The following is a 20,216-nucleotide window of genomic DNA, read 5'->3' on the forward strand; positions in this document are numbered from 1 at the left end:
TTCGTTCATGCGGCCAAAGCTGTGTCAGTGATGCAGACGCTCAACCTTGGCCGTGGCCTTGTCCGCCACTTCGGCGGGCTTGGCATCTTCTTCAGGCAACGCCTCGGGCTTGCGCTCGAGCGCCAGTTCCAGCACCTTGTCGATCCAGCGGACCGGCACGATCTCGATGGCGTTCTTCACGTTGTCGGGGATCTCGGCCAGATCCTTGACGTTTTCCTCCGGGATCAGCACCAGCTTGATGCCGCCCCGGTGGGCCGCCAGCAGCTTCTCCTTGAGGCCCCCGATCGGCAGCACCTCGCCGCGCAGCGTGATCTCGCCGGTCATGGCGACATCCGCGCGCACCGGGATGCCGGTCAGCACCGACACCAGCGCCGTGGTCATGGCACCGCCTGCGGACGGGCCGTCCTTGGGCGTGGCGCCTTCAGGCACGTGGATGTGGATGTCGCGCTTCTCGAACATCTCATCCGTGATACCCAGGCGACGTGCCCGCGAACGCACCACCGAACGTGCGGCCTCGACCGACTCCTTCATCACATCGCCCAGCGAACCGGTACGCGTGATGTTGCCCTTGCCCGGCATGATCGCGGCTTCGATGGTCAGCAGATCGCCGCCCACCTCGGTCCACGCCAGACCGGTGACCTGGCCAACCTGGTTTTCCTTGCCGGCCAGGCCGAAATCGTACTTGCGCACGCCGAGGAATTTGTCCAGGTTCTCGGAATCGACCTTGATCGTGCCCGACTCCTTCTTCAGCAGCAGCAGCTTGACCACCTTGCGCGCGATCTTGGAGACCTCGCGTTCCAGCGAACGCACCCCCGCTTCACGTGTGTAGTAGCGGATGATGTCGCGGATCGCGCTTTCGGCAACCTCGATCTCGCCTGCCTTCAGACCGTTGTTCTTGATCTGCTTGGGCAACAGGTAGCGCTGCGCGATATTGACCTTCTCGTCCTCGGTGTAACCCGACAGGCGGATCACCTCCATACGATCGAGCAGCGGCGGCGGGATGTTGAGCGAGTTCGACGTGGCCACGAACATCACGTCGGACAGGTCGAAATCCACTTCGATGTAGTGGTCCTGGAACGTGTGGTTCTGTTCCGGGTCCAGCACCTCGAGCAGCGCCGACGACGGATCGCCGCGGAAATCCATGCCCATCTTGTCGATCTCGTCGAGCAGGAAGAGCGGATTGCGCACGCCGACCTTGGACAGGCTCTGCAGGATCTTGCCCGGCATCGAGCCGATATAGGTCCTGCGGTGGCCGCGGATTTCGGCCTCGTCACGCACGCCACCCAGTGCCATGCGCACGAACTTGCGGTTCGTCGCGCGCGCCACCGACTGGCCGAGCGAGGTCTTGCCCACGCCGGGAGGCCCGACCAGGCAGAGGATAGGTGCCTTCACCTTGTCCACGCGCTGTTGCACCGCGAGGTACTCGAGAATGCGTTCCTTGACCTTCTCCAGGCCGTAGTGGTCTTCATCCAGCACGCGCTCGGCGTTGGCGAGGTCGTTGTTGACCTTGCTCTTCTTGCGCCATGGCAGGTTCACCAGCGTGTCGATGTAGTTGCGCACGACGGTGGCTTCGGCCGACATCGGCGACATCAGCTTGAGCTTCTTGAATTCGGCGTCGGCCTTCTTCTTGGCTTCCTTCGGCATCCGCGCAGCCTTGATGCGCTTGTCGAGTTCTTCCAGGTCGGCGCCTTCTTCGCCCTCGCCGAGTTCCTTCTGGATGGCCTTGACCTGCTCGTTCAGGTAGTACTCGCGCTGGCTCTTCTCCATCTGGCGCTTGACGCGGCCACGGATGCGCTTTTCAACCTGGAGGATGTCGATCTCGCCCTCGAGCTGCGACAGCAGGCTTTCCAGGCGTTCGGTCACATTGACCATCTCCAGGATCTTCTGCTTCTGCTCGAGCTTGATCGGCAGGTGCGCGGCGATGGTGTCCGCCAGGCGGCCTGCCTCGTCGATGCCCGACAGCGAGGTCAGGATCTCGGGCGGGATCTTCTTGTTGAGCTTCACGTACTGGTCGAACTGCGACACGATCGCGCGGCGCAGGGCCTCGGTCTCGGCGCTTTCGCCAGGTGCGGGCGGCACGGGCACGGCTTCGCACATAAAGTGCGCATCGTCCTCGCTCACCTCGCGGATATTCGCGCGCTGGGTACCCTCGACCAGCACCTTCACGGTACCGTCGGGCAGTTTCAGCATTTGCAGGATATTGGCGATGCAGCCGACCTCATACAGGTCGTCGGCGGTCGGCTCGTCCTTGGCCGCCGTCTTCTGGGCCACGAGCATGATGCTCTTGCCCGCCTCCATCGCAGTCTCAAGCGCCTTGATGGACTTCGGGCGTCCCACGAACAGCGGGATCACCATGTGCGGAAACACCACCACGTCGCGCAGCGGCAACAGTGGGAGGCGAATCGGCTCGGCCGGGAGGAGTTGTGTTCCGGACATCATTTTCCCCAAGTCAGTCATTTAAGGCGTAAATTGGGCCGCCCGAATCGATTACAAGATACGTGCCAATCGATTCATCAAGGCAGGCAGATGCCGCTCCCTGCACTTGCTGGCCCCTCTGAAACAGCATACCCGCGTTTCCTCCCTCTCGTCGGTAGAAATAAACAAAAAAAGCCGCTCGCTTCTACGCGAACGGCCTTTTCGCCCGGCTGCCGGTGTGGTCCCGACCACTTACCACGTCTGGCAGCCCTCGCGTCAGTTGGACCCCGCCACCTTGGGCTGCTGCTCTTCGTACATCAGCAGCGGAGGTGCATCGCCGTTGATCGTATTTTCATCGATCACCACCTTCTGCACGCCCTTGTAGTTGGGCAGGTCGTACATGACGTCCATCAGCGACTGCTCCAGGATCGAACGCAGGCCACGGGCGCCGGTCTTGCGGCGGATCGCCTTGCGGGCGATGGCGCTCAGCGCACCCGGGCGGATTTCCAGCTCGACGCCTTCCATAGCCAGCAGCTTCTGGTATTGCTTGACCAGCGCGTTCTTGGGCTCGACCAGGATCTGCATCAGCGCGGCCTCGTCCAGCTTGGACAGCGTGGCGACCACCGGCAGGCGGCCGATCAGTTCGGGGATCAGGCCGAACTTGATCAGGTCTTCCGGCTCGGTCTGCGGCAGCACTTCGCTGGCGTCGCGCTCTTCCTTGCTCTTGACCTGCGCGGCAAAGCCGATGCCGGTCTTGTCCGAGCGCTGCATGATGACCTTCTCCAGGCCATCGAAGGCGCCGCCGCAGATGAACAGGATATTGGTCGTGTCCACCTGCAGGAAGTCCTGGTTCGGATGCTTGCGGCCACCCTGCGGCGGCACCGATGCCATGGTGCCTTCGATCAGCTTGAGCAGTGCCTGCTGCACGCCCTCGCCCGACACGTCGCGGGTGATCGACGGGTTGTCGGACTTGCGCGAGATCTTGTCGATCTCATCGATGTAGACGATGCCGCGCTGCGCCTTCTCGACTTCGTAGTTGCAGTTCTGCAGCAGCTTCTGGATGATGTTCTCGACGTCCTCGCCCACGTAGCCGGCTTCGGTCAGCGTAGTCGCGTCGGCGATCACGAACGGCACGTTGAGCAGGCGCGCCAGCGTCTGCGCGAGCAGCGTCTTGCCCGAGCCGGTCGGCCCGATCAGCAGGATGTTGCTCTTGGACAGCTCGACATCGTCCTTCTTGCCGAGGTGCTTGAGGCGCTTGTAGTGGTTGTAGACCGCCACGGCCAGGATCTTCTTGGCCTGTTCCTGGCCGATCACATACTGGTCCAGGCTTTCGCGGATCTCGTGGGGCGTGGGGAGGTCCGAGCGCGCGGCCGCGGCGGCGTCTTTCTCGGATGCCGTGGCCTCGTCGCGAATGATCTCATTGCACAGATCGATGCATTCGTCGCAAATGAACACCGACGGGCCGGCAATCAGCTTCTTGACCTCATGCTGGCTCTTGCCGCAGAAGGAGCAGTACAGAAGCTTTTCGCTGGATGAACCTTTTTTGTCCGCCATAGGAATCAGTCACTTATGCAGGGCGCACACCGCGGGGCGACAGGCTCCCCAGCGATACGCTTCAAACGCATCATACGCCAAAACAATTGGCACCACCGGCGGTTCCCCCCGGCTGTGGGGCAAAAGCAAAAAACGAGGCACGGGGCCTCGTTCCGGTGTAGCCTTCGCCATTTGAGCCCGTGCCAGCCTGGCCGGCCGCCGCTGCGGATTGCGCCACGGCGGCCCGCTGCATCAGCCGCGGCGGGCGAGGACCTTGTCGATCAGGCCGTAGTCAACTGCCTGGTCGCCGCTCATGAAGTTGTCGCGATCGGTATCGCGCGCAATCTTCTCGACCGGCTGGCCCGTCACCTCGGACAGGATGGTGTTGAGCCGCTCGCGCAGGTACAGGATCTCGCGCGCCTGGATCTCGATGTCAGAGGCCTGGCCGCGCGCGCCGCCCAGCGGCTGGTGGATCATGATGCGCGAGTTGGGCAGCGCCGAACGCTTGCCCTTGGCGCCAGCCGCCAGCAGGAACGCGCCCATGCTTGCCGCCATGCCCATGCACAGCGTGGACACGTCCGGCTTGATGAACTGCATGGTGTCGTAGATCGCCAGCCCCGCCGATACGGAACCGCCCGGCGAGTTGATGTACAGCGACACGTCCTTGTCGGGGTTCTCGCTCTCGAGGAACAGCAGCTGGGCCACCACCAGGTTGGCGGTCTGGTCGTTGACCTCGCCCACCATGAACACCACGCGCTCCTTCAGCAGGCGCGAGTAGATGTCATAAGCGCGCTCGCCCCGGCCGGACTGCTCGACGACCATCGGCACCAGCCCCAGGCCCTGGGTTTCCAGTGCCGAAGCCTGCGTGGTGGCGAGACGGTCAAGCAAATCATTGCGGGTCATGCATGTTCTCCATGGATTCGTCGGATCGCAAGGCAATCCGGGGTAACTCGGGAAGCTGCCCCCGCCCCACGCCGTGGCGCGGGGCTGCGGGTCACTTCCGGCCTCAGGCTTGCTGCTGGTTGCCTTCGGCGGTGAGTTCCTCGAAGGACACCTTCTTGTCGGTGACCTTGGCCTTGCCGCATACGAAATTTACCACGTTGTTTTCGAGCACGTAGGCTTCCATTTCGGCCAGGCGCTGCTGGTCGCCGTAGTACCAGCGCATGACTTCCTTCGGGTCTTCGTAGCTCTTGGCGAAGTCCTCGATCTCGGCCTTGATCTGGTCAGCCTTGGCTTCCAGGCCGTTGGCCTTGACGATCTCGGCCAGGATCAGGCCCAGCTTGACGCGGCGCTCGGCCTGCTGCGCGAACATCTCGGCCGGGATCGGCATGTCCTTGGCGTTGGGCATGCCACGCTGCTCCAGGTCGCGGCGGGCCATTTCCACCAGGCGTTCCTGGTCCTGCTCGATCAGGGCCTTGGGCACCTCCAGCTCGCTGGCCTTCAGCAGCGCTTCCATGACCTGGTCCTTCAGCATGGAGTGCGTGCGGCGCTTCACTTCGCGCTCGAGGTTCTCGCGGATGTCGGCGCGCATCTTCTCGACGCTGCCGTCGGCGATGCCCAGCGACTTGGCGAAGGCATCATTGACTTCCGGCAGGTGCGCCCACTCGATCTTCTTCAGCGTCACGGTGAACTCGGCGGTCTTGCCGGCCACTTCCTTGCCGTGGTAGTCCTCCGGGAAGGCCAGCGGGAAGGTCTTGCTTTCGCCGACCTTCAGGCCCAGCGCGGCCTGCTCGAACTCGGGCAGCATGCGGCCTTCGCCCAGCACGAACGGGAAGTCCTCGGCCTTGCCGCCGGCGAACTCTTCACCGTCGATCTTGCCGACGAAGTCCAGCGTCACGCGGTCGCCGTTCTGGGCGGCGACGTCGGCACCGCCGTCGCCATGCTCGCCGGCTTCGCCGCGGGCGTGGTAGTGCACGCGCTGCTTGCGCAGGATGTCGATGGTCTTGTCGACTTCGGCATCGGTGATTTCAGTGCCGGTGCGGGTGACTTCGGCAGCCGACAGGTCGCCGATGGTCACTTCCGGGTACACCTCGAAGGTGGCGTCGAAGGCGACTTCGTCCTCGCCCACGCCTTCGTTCTTGATCTCGAACTTGGGCTGGCCGGCAACCTTGACGTCCTGTTCCTTGGTGATGTCGAAGAACTTGCGCGCGGCCTTGTCGAAGCGCACTTCGAACTCGACCTGCTGGCCGTACTGCTTCTCGACCATCTTCATCGGCACCTTGCCCGGACGGAAGCCCGACATCTTCACGGTCTTCGACAGGCGAACCAGGCGCTCCTGCTTTTCCTTCTCCACTTCGGCCTTGGGGATGGCCAGGGTCACCTTGCGGTCCAGCTTGCCGAGGTTCTCAATCACGTTCGACATGGTCGTAGATCCAATCCAGAAAATGTAGTTGTGTTCGTAGGTGCTACCGCTTGCGCATGTACCGCCCGCTTTACCGCCACGGCGCCGTCACGACAGGACGGCCGGGGCGGCGCACCGGCGAACGGGCAGCTCCGCGCAAACGGAAAACGAGGATTATCGCACGGTTTTCATTCGCTTCCGGCAGATTTTGCCCGGAACGGGCCTGGAACCGCCCGCCGGACCCGCGGCGCTATCCCGTGTGCCCGTGACGCAGCGCGCGCAGCAGCAGGCGTGCCGGATCCATCGCATCGGCCAGGTCCGACTCCAGCGGCAGCGGCTCGCCCTCGATCTGGCTGGCCAGCAGTTCCGCGCCCAGCGCTGCCCAGGTGAGGCCGCGCGAGCCATATGCAAGGGCGGCGTAGAGCCCGGGCATGCGCGGCAGGTCCCGCAAGTGCGCGCCGCGCAGCGATGCGGCCTGCGCCAGCGCGGCGGCCTCGTCAGGCACCTGGCCGACCAGCGGCAGCCGGTTGTGCGTGACCGTGCGCACGCCGACATAGCCGGAGAGCGTCGCGGGATCGATGGCGGCCACGGCATCGGCCTGGCGCGGCAGCATGCCGGACAGGCGCGCCAGGTTGGCCGCGTGGACCGCCGGCTGCTCCACCAGCGGGCCCTCGTCGGCGTCGTAGCTGGAGCCGACCCGGCCAGCGCCGTCCGCGGTGCGCGGCAGCAGGTAGCCGGCACCAGTCACCACGCAATCCGGCCAGCCGCCGAGCGCATCCACCTGCGCGGATGCCAGCGTGGTCAGCTGCCCGCGCACGCGCCGCATGGTCCAGTGCTGCTGCGGCAGCAGTTGCTGCGCCTCATGCGCGTTGGCCAGTACCAGCACCGGCGCCGATGCCAGCACTTCGCCGTCCTGCCCGAGCGCCTGCCATTGCCCGTCGACGCGCGCGATTGCAGCAACCCGGCAGCCGAAACGTGCCGTCACCGCAGCGCCCGCTTGCGCCAGCTGCGCCGAGCAGATGTCAGGCGGCGCCACCCAGCCGCCTTGCGGGAACCACAGGCCGCCACGCGGCACGCCGGCATGGTGGGCCGCTGCCGCCTCTTCAGCGCTCATCCAGCGCACGAACCCTTCCGGCAAGCGCATCGCCGCCAGCGCGGCGCGCTGGGCCTCGCCCTCGGCTTCGTCCTCGCCGATCTGCAGCACGCCGCAGCCATGCCAGCCGACCGCATGGCCGGCCTCGGCCAACTCCGCCCAGGCACGCAGCGCGTACTGGTTGCCGGTGCGCGACAGCCGCGACAGCAGGCTGTCGTCGGCGGACAAATGTGCGTGCATGGCCGCCGCGCGATGCGCCGAGGTCTGCCGCGCCGGCCCGTCGTGGCCATCGAACAGTGTCACGCGCCAGCCGCGCGCGGCCAGCCGTTCGGTCACGGCGCAGCCGGCCAGGCCGGCGCCGATCACGATGGCATGGCGCTCGGCCCATTGGGCCGGCAGTGGCGGCGCATGGCGGCGCGCTTTCCATTGCGGGCGGAAGCTCGCGACGGTCATTTGCCACTTGCCGCCAAAGCCGGGCGCCCTGCTGACTTCGAAACCGACCTCCTTGAGCCCGCGCCGCACAAAGCCCGCGGCCGCCCACGTGGCCAGCCTGGCGCCTGGCCGGGCCAGCCGCGCCAGGCCGCGGAACACTTGCGGCGACCACATCTCCGTATTGCGCGCCGGCGCGAAACCGTCCAGGTAAAAGGCATCCGCGCCGGCCGCCAGCCGCGGCAGCATCTGCTCGATATCGCCCAGTGCCAGCGTCAGCACCACGCGCCCGCCGTCGAAGGCCAGGCGGTGCAGGCCCGGCAGCGCCAGCGGCCATTGCGCCTGCAGCGCCTGCGCCAGCGGCTGCAGCCCGTCCAGCCCGGCGTGCAACTGCGCCAGCCCTTCGCGGGTGAACGGGTGCTTTTCGATCGAGACGAAATGCAGCGTGCCGCAGCGCTGGGGATCAGCGCGCCACGCCTGCCAGGTAGCCAGGAAATTCAGCCCCAGGCCGAAGCCGGTCTCGACGATGACGAACTGGCGCTGACCGGCCCACGCCTGCGGCAGGCCGTTGCCACCCAGGAAGACATGGGCGGCCTGCGCCAGCCCGCCTTCGGTGCTGTGGTAGACGTCGTCGTAGCGGGGCGAATACGGGATGCCTTCGGCAGAAAGGATCGGCTCGGCGGGCTCTAGTGCGCGCGGCATGGGACAGGAAATTCGGCGAAAAGCAAAATGCCCGGGCGGATTCGCCGGGGCGTGGGAGCGGGCTTGGTAATTCGCGCCGGATGGTAGCATAGCGGCCTTCCCGCAGACCGCATCGCCCTGCCCCTTGATTTGCGCCGTCCAGGCGCCCCGCTCCACATGCTCAGCTACCGTCACGCCTTCCACGCCGGCAACCATGCCGATGTCCTCAAACACGCCGTCGTGGTGCAACTGCTTGAGCACCTGGCGCAGAAGGACAAGGCGTTCTGGTATATCGACACCCATGCCGGTGCCGGCCTTTACGCGCTGGATCACGCCTACGCGCAGAAGAAGGCCGAATTCGAAACCGGGATCGCACCGCTGTGGCGTGCCGCCGCCAGCGGCACCCAGCTGCCGGCGATGCTGGACGAATACCTGGACCAGGTGCGCGCGCTCAACCCGGACGGCAACCTGCGCCACTACCCCGGCTCGCCCTGGCTGGCCTGGCAGATGCTGCGCGAGCACGACCGGCTGCGGCTGTTCGAGCTGCACAGCACCGAGATCCAGGTGCTGCGCGACAACTTCCGCGGCGCCGGGCGCCGCGTCATGCTGTACGACGGCGACGGCTTCGGCGGCATCAAGGCCATCCTGCCTCCGCCGCCGCGCCGCGCGCTGGTGCTGGTCGACCCGTCCTACGAGGACAAGCAGGACTACGCCCGCACCGTGCAGACCATCCGCGACGGGCTGGAGCGTTTTGCCACCGGCGTCTATGCGGTCTGGTACCCGCAGGTGCAGCGGCGCGAATCGGCGCAGCTGTCGGTGCAGCTCAAGGGCCTGCCGCTCAAAAGCTGGCTGCACGTGACCCTGACCGTCAGGCATCCGGTCGAGGGCGGCCTGGGCCTGCATGGCAGCGGCATGTTCATCGTCAATCCGCCGTGGCGGCTGAAGGAATCGCTGCAGCAGGCCATGCCGGTGCTGACCGACCTGCTCGGCCAGGACGATGGCGCAAGGTTCACGCTCGAAGCCGAGGAGAACTGAGGCGGCGCACCAGCCAGTCCAGCGCCATGCCCGCGGCCAGGCCGACGCTGTCGGCCAGCAGGTCGAGCCAGTCGGCCTCGCGGTAGCCGGTCTGCCCCTGCAGCAGTTCGATCAGCGCGCCGTACGCCACCAGCCCCAGCAAGACGGCCCAGCCACGGCCGCTGTAGGCGCGCCGGCCCAGCACGCCCAGCACCGCGAACGCCAGCATATGGTTGGCCTTGTCCCAGCCGGTGGTCGGCAGGGGCTGCGTCGGCGGCATCAGCGACAGCGCCAGCACCGCGGCCGCGCAGCCCCAGAACAGCAGGCGCCAGCGCAGCGGGGTCAGGGTCGGGACGGCAATCATCGGCATGTGTGCGTCATCTGGAAAGCCGACAATATATCCCTGCCGCCTGCCGCAGGCACCGGAGCCCCCGGCGGGGCTGGATTCCCCCCGCGCCTTGCGCTACAATCCGCAGCCTCGTTGCACTACAGGCGCAAGCCATGCCGACACCACGGTTCGGCGGCCAGAGCCGGCAGAGCGGACAGAAGAAAGGCGGGCAGTTCCAGCCGCCTTTTTTGCTTTCCTGTCCGGCGCAAGCCAGCGAGCATCGCGGCCGCCCGCCCGGGCAGCGCCGCAAGGACCGCGAGGGTGGCGAAATTGGTAGACGCACCAGGTTTAGGTCCTGACGCCAGCAATGGTGTAGGGGTTCGAGTCCCCTCCCTCGCACCACCCGCCCTTCTAGTGGCGGGCTGACAACTTCCGTTTCCCAATCCCCTTCGGCACGCTTTTTCCGGCAGGCACCCCCGCGCCGCGGCACTTTCCAGCCTGCGCCAGTGACGGTATCATTTCGCCATCGTATCGATAATCGATATATATGTATATTGGTGCAATACTCACTCATCGTGGTGCAGCCATCCCGTGGATGGTGCCGCCCGGTCCCTTCGCCCGCGACGCAACTATGCCGTCAAAACCCGTCCCGCCACCCGCGCCCGACCGCGACAACCCGCTGTTCAACCAGTCGCTCGAAAAAGGCCTCGAAGTCCTGCGCGCCTTCAACGGCGTCCACCGTACGCTGACCCTGTCGGAACTGGCCGCGCTGACCGGCATGAACAAGAGCTCGGCGCAGCGCACCATCCATACCCTGGAAGCGCTGGGCTATGTCGACAAGCACCCGCAGACGCGGCGCTTCCGGTTGACGCCGCGGGTGATGGAGATCGGCTACAACTATCTGGCGGCCGATGCGCTGATCCCGGTGGCCAGCCCCTACCTGTCGCAGCTGGCCGCGGCCAGCGGCGAGACCGCCAACCTGACCGAGCCGGTCGGGCTGGACATGGTCTACGTGGCCCAGCTGATGACCGCCAAGCACATGCCGGTGCTGACGCCGGTGGGCATGCGCATCCCGATGTATTGCACCAGCTCCGGCCGGGCCTACCTCAGCACGCTGCCCGACGAGCAGGTCCTGGCGATGCTGGAGCAGTCGGCACGCGTGGCGCGCACGCCCGCGACGCTGACCGGCGTGGATGCGATCTTCGAGCGCGTGGCGGCGTGCCGCCGGCTGGGCTACGCCAGCAATGAAGAGGAACTGTTCATCGGCGACATGGGCCTGGCCGCGCCCATCGTCAACAGCCAGGGCGTTGCGGTCGGCGCGGTGCACGTGTCGCCGCCGGCCAGCCGCTGGAGCATGGCCGAGGCGCAGAAAAAGCTGGCGCCACTGGTGATGGAATGCGCGCGGGCGATCTCGCATTCGATCGCACACTGAGGCCCGGCACGGCGAAGGCCGGCCAACTCGCGCAGGGGTGGTAGAACACCTGAGTGCCAGTGCCTTTCGCGGACCCTTGCCGCGATCTATGCTGAAGGTGTCGGAGCGGCACCGAGCCGTTCCGGCATCTTCACCTCAGCCCTGATCGGAGGGCATATGAAATTCCCTGCCTTGCTGTTGGCAGCGTCGATGGCCGCTGGCTGGTCATCGCTCGCCTATGCTGCCGGATGCCAGTACGACATGCAGTGCAAAGGAGAGCGGATCTGCCAGCAAGGGCAGTGCGTCTTTCCTGACGCGGAAGAAACCGCGGAAGCCGGTGGGCCGGCGCCGCTGCCGGCGACCAAGCGCACGCCAGCGCCGCCGCCAGCCCGCGGGTGCTGCACCGTGGCAGGCAAGCTCAAGCTGTCACCGGCCGCGGCCTCGGATACCAGCCTGGCGAGCGGCGATGCGTGCCAGGGGCTGACCGCCTCGGGCAAGCCGGTTCCCGGCACGATCTGCAACTAGCCTCTGGATCTGGCGCGGGCGCCTAGCGCGCGTGCGCCAGCATGGCCTGCAGCAGCACGTTGGCGCCCGCCTCGACATGCTCGGGCAGCGCGTCTTCCAGCTCGTTATGGCTGATGCCGTCCTTGCACGGCACGAAGATCATGCCGGTGGGCGCGCGCCGCGCGACGTAGACCGCGTCGTGGCCGGCGCCGCTGACCACGTCCATATGCGGCAGGCCCAGCGCCGTGGCCGCGCGCCGCACGCTGTCAACGCATTCGGGCGCGAACACGCACGGCTCGAACTTCACCACCTGGCGGATCTCGACCTCCACGCCGGCGGCCACAGCAATGCCTTCGAATGCCGCCTGCATGGCCGCGTGCATGCGGTCCAGCCCGGCCTGCGACAGGTTGCGGAAGTCGACCGAGAAATCGACCCGGCCCGGAATCACGTTGCGCGAGTTCGGCGTGACCTGCAGATAGCCGACCGTGCCGCGCCCGTGCGGCGCCTCGTCGCGCGCGATCCGGTTGACCGCCTCGACCATGCGCGCGGCCGCCAGCATCGCGTCGTGGCGCAGCGCCAGCGGCGTCGGGCCGGCGTGCGCGTCCATGCCGGTCACGGTCACGTCGTACCACTGCTGGCCCAGCGCGCCCGAGACCACGCCGATCGGCAGGCCGGCCGCCTCCAGCACCGGCCCCTGCTCGATATGCGCCTCGAAGTAGGCCGCGAACATGCCGCCCGGCACCGCGCCCGCCGGCTGCGCGCCGCGGTAGCCGATCGCCGCCAGCGCGTCGCCCACGCTGACGCCATCCACATCGGTCTGGGCGCGCGCAAAAGCCGCGTCGAACTCTCCGGCAAATACGCCCGAGCCCATCATCACCGGCGTGAAGCGCGTGCCCTCCTCGTTGGTCCAGAACGCGACCTCCAGCGGCGCGCGCGTGACGATGCCCAGGTCGTCGAGCGTGCGCATGACTTCCAGGCCGGCCAGCACGCCGAAGTTGCCGTCGAACTTGCCGCCCGAGGGCTGGGTGTCGATATGGCTGCCGGTGGCCACGGCGCGCGCGTCGGGGTCGCTGCCGGCGCGGCGCGCGAAGACGTTGCCGATCTCGTCGACGCGCACGTCGAGCCCGGCCTCGCGGCACCACTGCACCACCAGGTCGCGCCCCTTGCGGTCGGCTTCGGTCAGCGCGATGCGGCACACGCCGCCCCTGGGCGTGGCGCCGATCGCGGCGAGGTCCATCAGCGATTGCCACAGGCGGGCGCCATTGATGCGGGGAAGGTGTAGCTGGTCCATGTCTGGTTGCGGGTGGGGTGAGGGAGAGGAAACGGCAGCAGGTTCAGCAAGAAGCAGACCACCGTAGCCGGCACTTCGGCCCGCATTCCCGGCCCTGCCACCGTGGCACATGACTTGCTTTGCAGACATCCGTCCCCTCAAGCCAACCCAGGAGCAAGCCTGTGCACCACGATCCCTCCCTTCTCGCGAAAGGTCTCAAGTCAGCTGCCTCGGTCATGAGCGCCGCCGTGCTGTCGCTGCTCGCGCTGCCCGGTGCCGCCCATGCCGACAAGGTGCTGCGCATCGGCATGACCGCCGCCGACATCCCGCGCACGCTCGGCCAGCCCGACCAGGGCTTCGAGGGCAACCGCTTCTCCGGCATCCCGATGTACGACGGCCTCACCCAATGGGACCTGTCCCGGGGCAACGGCCCCAGCCTGCTGATCCCGGGCCTGGCCACCGAATGGAAGGTCGACGCCGCCGACAAGACCAGATGGGTGTTCAAGCTGCGCCCCGGCGTCAAGTTCCACGACGGCACCCCGTTCAACGCCGATGCCGTGGTCTGGAACGTCGGCAAAGTGCTGGACAAGACCGCCAGGCAGTTCGATCCCAGCCAGGTCGGCGTGACCGCCTCGCGCATGCCGACGCTGCGCACGGCCAAGAAGATCGACGACTTCACCGTGGAGCTGGTCACCTCCGAGCCGGATTCGTTCCTGCCCTACAACCTGACCAACCTGTTCATGGCCTCGCCCACGCAGTGGGAGAAGAAATTCGCTGCGGTGCCGGCCTCGGTCACCGATCCGGTCGAGCGCTCCAAGCAGGCCTGGGTCGCGTTTGCCGCCGATGCCGCCGGCACCGGGCCGTTCAGGATGAGCCGCTTCGTGCCGCGCGAGCGCCTGGAAGTGGTGCGCAATGCGCAATACTGGGACACGAAGCGCGTGCCAAAGATCGACAAGGTGGTGATGGTGCCGATGCCCGAGGCCAACGCGCGCACCGCCGCGCTGCTGTCGGGCCAGGTCGACTGGATCGAAGCCCCGGCACCCGACGCCATCGCCCAGATCAAGAGCCGCGGCTTCCAGGTCTATGCCAATGCGCAGCCGCATATGTGGCCGTGGCAGCTGTCGTTCGCGCCCGGCTCGCCATGGCTGGACAAGCGCGTGCGCCAGGCCGCCAACCTGTGCGTCAACCGCAGCGGGCTGAAGACGCTGCTGGGCGGCTACATGGCCGAGGCCAAGGGCATCGTCGAAGCCGGCAACCCGTGGTGGGGCAATCCCAAGTTCGATATCAAGTACGACCCGGCCGCTGCCAAAAAGCTGATGCAGGAGGCCGGCTACTCCGCCGCCAAACCGGTCAAGGTGAAGGTGCAGGTGTCGGCGTCGGGTTCCGGCCAGATGCAGCCGCTGCCGATGAACGAATACGTGCAGCAGAACCTGAAGGAGTGCTTTATCGACGTCGACTTCGACGTGGTCGAGTGGAACACCCTCTTCACCAACTGGCGCGTCGGCGCCAAGGACGCCAGCGCGCACGGCGCCAATGCCATCAACGTCAGCTTTGCGGCAATGGACCCGTTCTTCGCCATGGTGCGCTTTGTCAGCACCAAGACCCAGCCGCCGGTCTCGAACAACTGGGGCTACTTCGGCAATGCCGAGTTCGACAAGCTGATCGAGAACGCGCGCACCTCGTTTGACGAGAAATCGCGCGACGCGGCGCTGGCCAGGCTGCATGCCCGCATCGTCGAGGAGTCGCCGTTCGTGCTGATCGCGCACGACGTCGGCCCGCGCGCGATTTCGAAGAAGGTCAAGGGCGTGGTGCAGCCGCAGAGCTGGTTTATCGATATCGCGACGATGTCGATGGACTGATCCCGGCCGCGCCCGACGGACGCCGCGCGGCAGCCCCGCCGCCGCGCGGCCCGGCAATCCCGCCCGGTCTTCCCCGCGTGCCGCGCACGGCGCACGCACGCCCCAACTTGCCGGATCCTCCCATGCAATACCTGTTCCGCCGCATCCTCTATGCCATCCCCATCCTGCTCGGGGTGGCGCTGCTGTGCTTCTCGCTGGTCCATATCGCCCCCGGCGATCCGCTGGTGTCGGTGCTGCCGCCCGACGCCTCGGAAGAGCTGCGCCGCCAGCTGACCGCACTCTATGGCTTCGACAAGCCCTTCCTGGAGCAATTCGTGCACTGGCTGGGCCGCGCGCTGCAAGGCGACCTGGGCACGTCCATCGCCACCAGCCGCCCGGTGATGGCCGAAGTCGGCGCCGCCGTGGTCAATTCCCTGCGCCTGGCCACCGTGGCCACGCTGATCGGCTTCAGCTTCGGCTGCCTGTTCGGCTTTGTCGCCGGCTACCTGCGCGACTCCGTGGCCGACCGCACCGCTTCGCTGCTGTCGGTGCTGGGCGTCAGCATCCCGCACTACTGGCTCGGCATGGTGCTGGTGATCGCATTCTCGGTGCTGCTGGGCTGGCTGCCGGCTACCGGCGCCGGGCCGGGCGGTTCGGGCGACTGGGCATGGGACTGGGAGCACATGCAGTACATGCTGCTGCCGGCGGTGACCATGTCGGTGATCCCGATGGGCATCGTGGCACGCACGGTGCGCGCGCTGGTGGCCGAGATCCTGGCCAACGAGTTCATCGTCGGCCTGCGCGCGCGCGGCCTGTCCGACCTGGCAGTGTTCCGCCATGTGCTCAAGAACGTGGCGCCGACCGCGCTGTCGGTGATGGGCCTGCAGCTGGGCTACCTGCTGGGCGGCTCGATCCTGATCGAGACCGTGTTCTCGTGGCCCGGCACCGGCTTCCTGCTCAACTCCGCCATCTTCCAGCGCGACTTCCCGCTGCTGCAGGGGACCATCCTGGTGCTGGCGGTGTTCTTCGTGCTGCTCAACCTGCTGGTCGATGCGCTGCAGACGCTGTTCGACCCGCGCATCCAGCGCAACTGAGGAGACCGCCATGGACATGACTGTCGATCAATCACCGGCCGCCGCCGCGGTGCAGCGCTCGCCCGGCTACTGGACCACGGTGGGCCGGCGCCTGCTGCGCAACCGGCTGGCCATGCTGGCCGCGCTGGTGCTGCTGGGGCTGGTGCTGATGGCGCTGTTCGCCCCGGTGCTGATGCCGGCGGACCCGTACGCGGCATCGATCCTCAAGCGCCTCAAGCCGATCGGCACCGAGCACTTCCCGCTCGGCACCGACGAGCTGGGACGCGACATGCTGTCGCGGCTGATGCTGGGCGCGCGGCTGTCGCTGTTCATGGGCATCACGCCGGTGCTGCTGGCCTTTGTCATCGGCAGCGCACTCGGCATCGTCGCAGGCTATGCCGGCGGCTGGACCAACACCGTGATCATGCGGCTCACCGACATCCTGTACGCCTTCCCGTCGGTGCTGCTGGCGATCGCGCTGTCGGGCACGCTGGGCGCGGGCGTGGGCAATGCGCTGCTGTCGCTGACCATCGTCTTTATCCCGCAGATCGTGCGCGTGGCCGAGAGCGTGACCACCCAGGTGCGCAACCGCGAGTTTGTCGATGCGGCGCGTGCTTCCGGGGCATCGTCGCTGACCATCGTGCGCGCCCATGTGCTCAACAACGTGCTTGGACCGATCTTCGTCTATGCCACCAGCCTGATCTCGGTGTCGATGATCCTGGCCTCCGGGCTGTCCTTCCTGGGCCTGGGCGTCAAGCCGCCGGAGCCGGAGTGGGGCCTGATGCTCAACACGCTGCGCACGGCCATCTACACCCAGCCGTGGGTTGCCGCCCTGCCCGGCGCCATGATCTTCCTGACCTCGGTCTCGTTCAACCTGCTGGCCGACGGCATCCGCTCGGCCATGGAAATCAAGGACTGAACCATGCCAGCACTGATGCAGGCCCCTTCGCCACAGGCCGGCCGCGATGTCGGCGGCCCGGCGCAGCCGCTGGTGATCGCCCACCAGCTGGTCAAGCACTTTCCCATCAAGTCCGGCCTGCCCGGCCTGCGCGCGCGCGCCGCGTCCGTGCGCGCGGTCGATGGCGTCAGCTTCGACGTGCTCAAGGGCGAGACCCTGGGCGTGGTCGGCGAGTCCGGCTGCGGCAAGTCCACCACCGCGCGGCTGCTGATGCAGCTGACGCAGCAGGACCGCGGCGAGCTGATCTTCGACGCGCAGGGCGTGGGCTCGGCCCAGCTGCCGATGAAGCAGTTCCGCAGCCAGGTGCAGATGGTGTTCCAGGACAGCTATTCGTCGCTGAACCCGCGCCTGACCATCGAGGAGTCGATCGCTTTCACGCCACGCGTCCATGGCGTGCCGGCGCGCGAAGCCACCGAGCGCGCCCGCTACCTGCTGCAGCGCGTCGGGCTCGATCCGGCACGCTTTGCCGGGCGCTACCCGCACGAGCTGTCGGGCGGGCAGCGCCAGCGCGTCAACATTGCCCGCGCGCTGGCGCTGCGCCCGCGGCTGGTGATCCTGGACGAGGCGGTCTCGGCACTGGACAAGTCGGTGGAGGCGCAGGTGCTGAACCTGCTGCTGGACCTGAAGGCCGAGTTCGACCTGACCTACGTCTTCATCAGCCACGACCTCAACGTGATCCGCTACCTGTGCGACCGCGTGATGGTGATGTACCTGGGCAAGGTGGTGGAGATCGCGGATACCGAGACCCTTTATCGGCACCCGGCGCACCCGTACACGCGCGCGCTGCTGGCGTCGATGCCGTCGATGGACCCCGACCGCCGCACCGCGGTCGCGCCGCTGGCGGGCGACCCGCCCAACCCGATCAACCCGCCGTCCGGCTGCAGCTTCCATCCGCGCTGCGCCATGGCGCAGGACGTGTGCGCGCGGCGCGAGCCGCAGCTGACCGACCTGGTGGCCGGGCATCCGGTCGCCTGCCTGCTGGCCGCCGCACCCTGAGGAGCCCACCATGTCCACCAACCCGCAAGGCACACCCGGCGCGCCGATGATCTCGGTGCGGGACCTGCACGTCACCTTCTCCGGCGGCGGCAAGACCATCCGCGCCGTCAACGGCGTTTCGCTCGACGTGGGCGCCGGCGAGGCCGTGGCCCTGATCGGCGAATCCGGCTCCGGCAAGAGCGTCACGCTGCGCGCGCTGATGCGTCTGCACCCGCCGCGCCGCACCCGCATGGCAGGCCAGATCCGCGTCGACGGCGCCGAGGTGATGGCGCTCGACCAGCGCGCGCTGGCCCGGCTGCGCGGCGGCACCATGGCGATGGTGTTCCAGGAGCCGCTGCTGGCGCTGGACCCGGTCTACACCGTGGGCCAGCAGATCGTCGAATGCATCCGCACCCACGACAAGGTCTCGGCCGCCGAGGCGCGCTCGCGCGCGCTGCAGGCGCTCGAGTCCGTGCGCATTCCCAGCCCGGAGCGGCGGATGGCAGCGTATCCGCACGAGTTGTCGGGCGGCATGCGCCAGCGCGCGATGATCGCGCTGGCACTGTCGGCGCGGCCCAGGATCCTGCTGGCCGACGAGCCTACCACCGCGCTGGACGCCACCGTGCAGATCCAGGTGCTGATCCTGCTGCGCGAGCTGCAGCGCGAACTGGGGCTGTCCATCGTCTTCGTCACCCACGATATCGGCGCCGCGGTGGAGATCGCCGACCGCGTCGCGGTGATGTACGGCGGGCGCATTGTCGAAGAAGGCCCGATCCGCACCCTGCTGCGCGCGGCGCGCCACCCCTACACCATCGCCCTGCTGCAGAGCCGCCAGCATGGCATGGACCGCGGCCAGCGGCTGCAGGCCATCGGCGGCGCCCCGCCCGACCTGGCCGCGCTGCCGCCAGGCTGCACCTTTGCACCGCGCTGCCCGCATGCGCGCCCGCAATGCCTGGCCGAGGTGCCGCAGGCGGTCACCGTCGGCACCGGGCACCGCGTCAGTTGCGTGCTGGCCGCCGAGCCCGCGGTCGCCACCGCGGCATGACCCCCATCCCAGAACCCCAACGTATTCCAGGCCACCCATGACGCTTGCCACCCATCCTGCCCGTGCCTTCATGCCGTACCCACAGATCGCCGTCCCGCACGCCGCCAGCGGCCCGCTGCGGGGCCTGAGCTTTGCCGTGAAGGACCTGTTCGACGTAGCTGGCTATCCGACCGGCGGCGGCAATCCGCACGTGCTGGCGCGCTCGGGCATCAAGGCCGCGACCGCACCGGCGGTGCAGCGGCTGCTGGACGCCGGCGCCGCCTTCGTCGGCAAGACCCACACTGACGAGCTGGCCTTCTCCATGAACGGCCAGAACGCCCACTACGGGCGCCCGGTCAACGGCGCGGCACCGGAGCGCATCACCGGCGGCTCGTCGTCGGGCTCGGCCTCGGCGGTATCGAACGGCTTGTGCGACTTTGCGCTGGGCTCCGACACCGGCGGCTCGGTGCGCGCGCCGGCCAGCCATTGCGGCCTGTTCGGCATCCGGCCCACGCATGGGCGCATTTCGCTGGAACGCTGCCTGCCGCTGTCCGAAAGCCTGGACACCTGCGGCTTCTTTGCGCGCGACATCGGCACCTTCGCGCGCGTGGCCGAGGTGCTGTTCGGCGCGGACCCGGCGCCGCTGCCGGCCGCGCCGCGGCTGCTGTTTGCCACCGACCTGTTCGCCCAGCCGACCCCGGAGGCCCGCGACGCGCTGGCGCCGGCTGTCGCCCGGATCGAAACCGCGCTGGGCCGGGCCGCGCCTGCCACCGTGGCCGACCGGCCGCTGTCCGACCTGTGGTGGGCGTTCCGCTACGTGCAGGGCTGGGAGGCGTGGCGCAGCGACGGCGAACTGATCGAGCAACACGGGCTGGAGCTGGGTGCCGATGTCGCGGCACGCTTCGCCTTCTCGAAGGCCGTCACCCGCAGCCAGTTCGACGAAGCCAGTGCCGTACGCCGCGACTTCACCGCGCACCTGGGCCGCCTGCTGGGGCCGGACGGCGTGCTGGTGCTGCCGACCATGCCCGATATCGCGCCGCTGCGCGCCGAACCGATCGAGTCCCTGGAGACCTACCGCAACCTCGCCGCCCAGACGTTGTGCCTGACGCCGCTGAGCGGCTTCCCGCAGCTGAACCTGCCGCTGGCCGGCCGCGACGGCGCACCGCTCGGCATCTCGCTGCTGGGGCCGGCGGGCAGTGACCGCAGCCTGGTGGCACTGGCGGAGCGGATCATGGCGCACAAGGCGTGAACCAGTAAGGCAAGGGGCACGCGGCATGCCGACGGCGAGGTCGATGCCGGCATCGTTTCGCCAGGACCGGCCCGCGGCTT

General features: G+C 67.7%; 16 protein-coding genes and 1 tRNA gene. 10 read left to right on the plus strand and 7 right to left on the minus strand.

Annotated elements, in window-relative coordinates; genetic code table 11:
- Nucleotides 1–24 precede the first annotated feature (24 nt).
- The 5 genes from lon to mnmC form a co-directional block, all read right to left on the minus strand.
- Nucleotides 25–2,436, minus strand: a complete 2,412-nt coding sequence (gene lon, locus I6H87_RS18605) for an endopeptidase La (RefSeq protein WP_010810086.1) — start codon at nt 2,434–2,436, stop codon at nt 25–27.
- Nucleotides 2,437–2,691: 255 nt separating this feature from the next.
- A complete protein-coding gene (gene clpX, locus I6H87_RS18610; RefSeq protein WP_010810087.1) occupies nt 2,692–3,969 on the minus strand; it encodes an ATP-dependent Clp protease ATP-binding subunit ClpX in 1,278 nt (425 codons plus the stop codon).
- Nucleotides 3,970–4,200: 231 nt separating this feature from the next.
- Nucleotides 4,201–4,851: an ATP-dependent Clp endopeptidase proteolytic subunit ClpP gene (gene clpP, locus I6H87_RS18615; RefSeq protein ID WP_011615108.1), complete on the minus strand. Its 651-nt coding sequence runs from the start codon at nt 4,849–4,851 to the stop codon at nt 4,201–4,203.
- Nucleotides 4,852–4,954: 103 nt separating this feature from the next.
- A complete protein-coding gene (gene tig, locus I6H87_RS18620) occupies nt 4,955–6,310 on the minus strand; it encodes a trigger factor (RefSeq protein ID WP_011615107.1) in 1,356 nt (451 codons plus the stop codon).
- Nucleotides 6,311–6,539: 229 nt separating this feature from the next.
- Nucleotides 6,540–8,513, minus strand: coding sequence for a bifunctional tRNA (5-methylaminomethyl-2-thiouridine)(34)-methyltransferase MnmC2/FAD-dependent 5-carboxymethylaminomethyl-2-thiouridine(34) oxidoreductase MnmC1 (gene mnmC, locus I6H87_RS18625; RefSeq protein WP_011615106.1), 1,974 nt, complete (start codon nt 8,511–8,513; stop codon nt 6,540–6,542).
- Nucleotides 8,514–8,669: 156 nt separating this feature from the next.
- Between mnmC and I6H87_RS18630 the strand changes: the two genes are divergently transcribed.
- Nucleotides 8,670–9,527: a 23S rRNA (adenine(2030)-N(6))-methyltransferase RlmJ gene (locus I6H87_RS18630; RefSeq protein ID WP_011615105.1), complete on the plus strand. Its 858-nt coding sequence runs from the start codon at nt 8,670–8,672 to the stop codon at nt 9,525–9,527.
- Here I6H87_RS18630 and I6H87_RS18635 read toward each other — a convergent pair.
- Complete coding sequence (locus I6H87_RS18635; RefSeq protein WP_010810092.1) at nt 9,502–9,876, minus strand: VanZ family protein; 375 nt, start codon at nt 9,874–9,876, stop codon at nt 9,502–9,504. The two genes, I6H87_RS18630 and I6H87_RS18635, sit on opposite strands and share 26 nt — an antisense overlap.
- Nucleotides 9,877–10,149: 273 nt before the next feature.
- Here I6H87_RS18635 and I6H87_RS18640 point away from each other — a divergent pair.
- The 3 genes from I6H87_RS18640 to I6H87_RS18650 all read left to right on the plus strand — a co-directional run bounded on the left by I6H87_RS18640 (nt 10,150) and on the right by I6H87_RS18650 (nt 11,770).
- Nucleotides 10,150–10,236, plus strand: a tRNA-Leu gene (locus I6H87_RS18640).
- Nucleotides 10,237–10,465: 229 nt separating this feature from the next.
- Nucleotides 10,466–11,266: an IclR family transcriptional regulator gene (locus I6H87_RS18645; RefSeq protein WP_011615104.1), complete on the plus strand. Its 801-nt coding sequence runs from the start codon at nt 10,466–10,468 to the stop codon at nt 11,264–11,266.
- 156 nt (nt 11,267–11,422) lie between these two features.
- Nucleotides 11,423–11,770 (plus strand): hypothetical protein, encoded by a 348-nt coding sequence (locus I6H87_RS18650; protein ID WP_011615103.1) that lies wholly within the window; start codon nt 11,423–11,425, stop codon nt 11,768–11,770.
- A gap of 22 nt (nt 11,771–11,792) precedes the next feature.
- Here the strand turns inward: I6H87_RS18650 and I6H87_RS18655 are convergent, their stop codons facing one another.
- Nucleotides 11,793–13,040 (minus strand): Zn-dependent hydrolase, encoded by a 1,248-nt coding sequence (locus I6H87_RS18655; RefSeq protein ID WP_010810095.1) that lies wholly within the window; start codon nt 13,038–13,040, stop codon nt 11,793–11,795.
- Nucleotides 13,041–13,255: 215 nt separating this feature from the next.
- Between I6H87_RS18655 and I6H87_RS18660 the strand changes: the two genes are divergently transcribed.
- The 6 genes from I6H87_RS18660 to I6H87_RS18685 all read left to right on the plus strand — a co-directional run bounded on the left by I6H87_RS18660 (nt 13,256) and on the right by I6H87_RS18685 (nt 20,136).
- Complete coding sequence (locus I6H87_RS18660) at nt 13,256–14,878, plus strand: ABC transporter substrate-binding protein (RefSeq protein WP_010810096.1); 1,623 nt, start codon at nt 13,256–13,258, stop codon at nt 14,876–14,878.
- Nucleotides 14,879–15,000: 122 nt separating this feature from the next.
- Entirely contained in the window at nt 15,001–15,951 is a 951-nt protein-coding gene (locus I6H87_RS18665) for an ABC transporter permease (RefSeq protein WP_010810097.1), read from the plus strand.
- A gap of 10 nt (nt 15,952–15,961) precedes the next feature.
- Nucleotides 15,962–16,849, plus strand: a complete 888-nt coding sequence (locus I6H87_RS18670) for an ABC transporter permease (protein WP_010810098.1) — start codon at nt 15,962–15,964, stop codon at nt 16,847–16,849.
- A 3-nt stretch (nt 16,850–16,852) separates the two neighbouring features.
- Nucleotides 16,853–17,884 (plus strand): ABC transporter ATP-binding protein, encoded by a 1,032-nt coding sequence (locus tag I6H87_RS18675; protein WP_010810099.1) that lies wholly within the window; start codon nt 16,853–16,855, stop codon nt 17,882–17,884.
- A 10-nt stretch (nt 17,885–17,894) separates the two neighbouring features.
- On the plus strand, nt 17,895–18,908 hold the full coding sequence (locus I6H87_RS18680; protein WP_010810100.1) for an ABC transporter ATP-binding protein: 1,014 nt from the start codon (nt 17,895–17,897) through the stop codon (nt 18,906–18,908).
- Between the two features lie 37 nt (nt 18,909–18,945).
- Nucleotides 18,946–20,136 carry an amidase gene (locus I6H87_RS18685; protein WP_010810101.1) on the plus strand — a complete coding sequence of 397 codons (1,191 nt, stop codon included), beginning with the start codon at nt 18,946–18,948 and terminating at the stop codon, nt 20,134–20,136.
- The last annotated feature ends 80 nt before the right edge of the window (nt 20,137–20,216 follow it).

It is taken from the genome of Cupriavidus necator (assembly GCF_016127575.1).
GTDB classification, from domain to species: Bacteria; Pseudomonadota; Gammaproteobacteria; order Burkholderiales; family Burkholderiaceae; genus Cupriavidus; species Cupriavidus necator_D.

Bases quoted from the DNA above. Each gene is read 5' to 3' on its own strand.
- I6H87_RS18680 (WP_010810100.1), top strand. From the start codon at position 17,895: ATGTCCACCAACCCGCAAGGCACACCCGGCGCGCCGATGATCTCGGTG.
- I6H87_RS18665 (WP_010810097.1), top strand. From the start codon at position 15,001: ATGCAATACCTGTTCCGCCGCATCCTCTATGCCATCCCCATCCTGCTC.
- I6H87_RS18630 (WP_011615105.1), top strand. From the start codon at position 8,670: ATGCTCAGCTACCGTCACGCCTTCCACGCCGGCAACCATGCCGATGTC.
- tig (WP_011615107.1), bottom strand. From the start codon at position 6,310: ATGTCGAACGTGATTGAGAACCTCGGCAAGCTGGACCGCAAGGTGACC.
- I6H87_RS18660 (WP_010810096.1), top strand. From the start codon at position 13,256: ATGAGCGCCGCCGTGCTGTCGCTGCTCGCGCTGCCCGGTGCCGCCCAT.
- I6H87_RS18635 (WP_010810092.1), bottom strand. From the start codon at position 9,876: ATGCCGATGATTGCCGTCCCGACCCTGACCCCGCTGCGCTGGCGCCTG.
- clpP (WP_011615108.1), bottom strand. From the start codon at position 4,851: ATGACCCGCAATGATTTGCTTGACCGTCTCGCCACCACGCAGGCTTCG.
- I6H87_RS18655 (WP_010810095.1), bottom strand. From the start codon at position 13,040: ATGGACCAGCTACACCTTCCCCGCATCAATGGCGCCCGCCTGTGGCAA.
- I6H87_RS18685 (WP_010810101.1), top strand. From the start codon at position 18,946: ATGACGCTTGCCACCCATCCTGCCCGTGCCTTCATGCCGTACCCACAG.
- I6H87_RS18675 (WP_010810099.1), top strand. From the start codon at position 16,853: ATGCCAGCACTGATGCAGGCCCCTTCGCCACAGGCCGGCCGCGATGTC.
- I6H87_RS18670 (WP_010810098.1), top strand. From the start codon at position 15,962: ATGGACATGACTGTCGATCAATCACCGGCCGCCGCCGCGGTGCAGCGC.
- I6H87_RS18650 (WP_011615103.1), top strand. From the start codon at position 11,423: ATGAAATTCCCTGCCTTGCTGTTGGCAGCGTCGATGGCCGCTGGCTGG.
- clpX (WP_010810087.1), bottom strand. From the start codon at position 3,969: ATGGCGGACAAAAAAGGTTCATCCAGCGAAAAGCTTCTGTACTGCTCC.
- mnmC (WP_011615106.1), bottom strand. From the start codon at position 8,513: ATGCCGCGCGCACTAGAGCCCGCCGAGCCGATCCTTTCTGCCGAAGGC.
- lon (WP_010810086.1), bottom strand. From the start codon at position 2,436: ATGTCCGGAACACAACTCCTCCCGGCCGAGCCGATTCGCCTCCCACTG.
- I6H87_RS18645 (WP_011615104.1), top strand. From the start codon at position 10,466: ATGCCGTCAAAACCCGTCCCGCCACCCGCGCCCGACCGCGACAACCCG.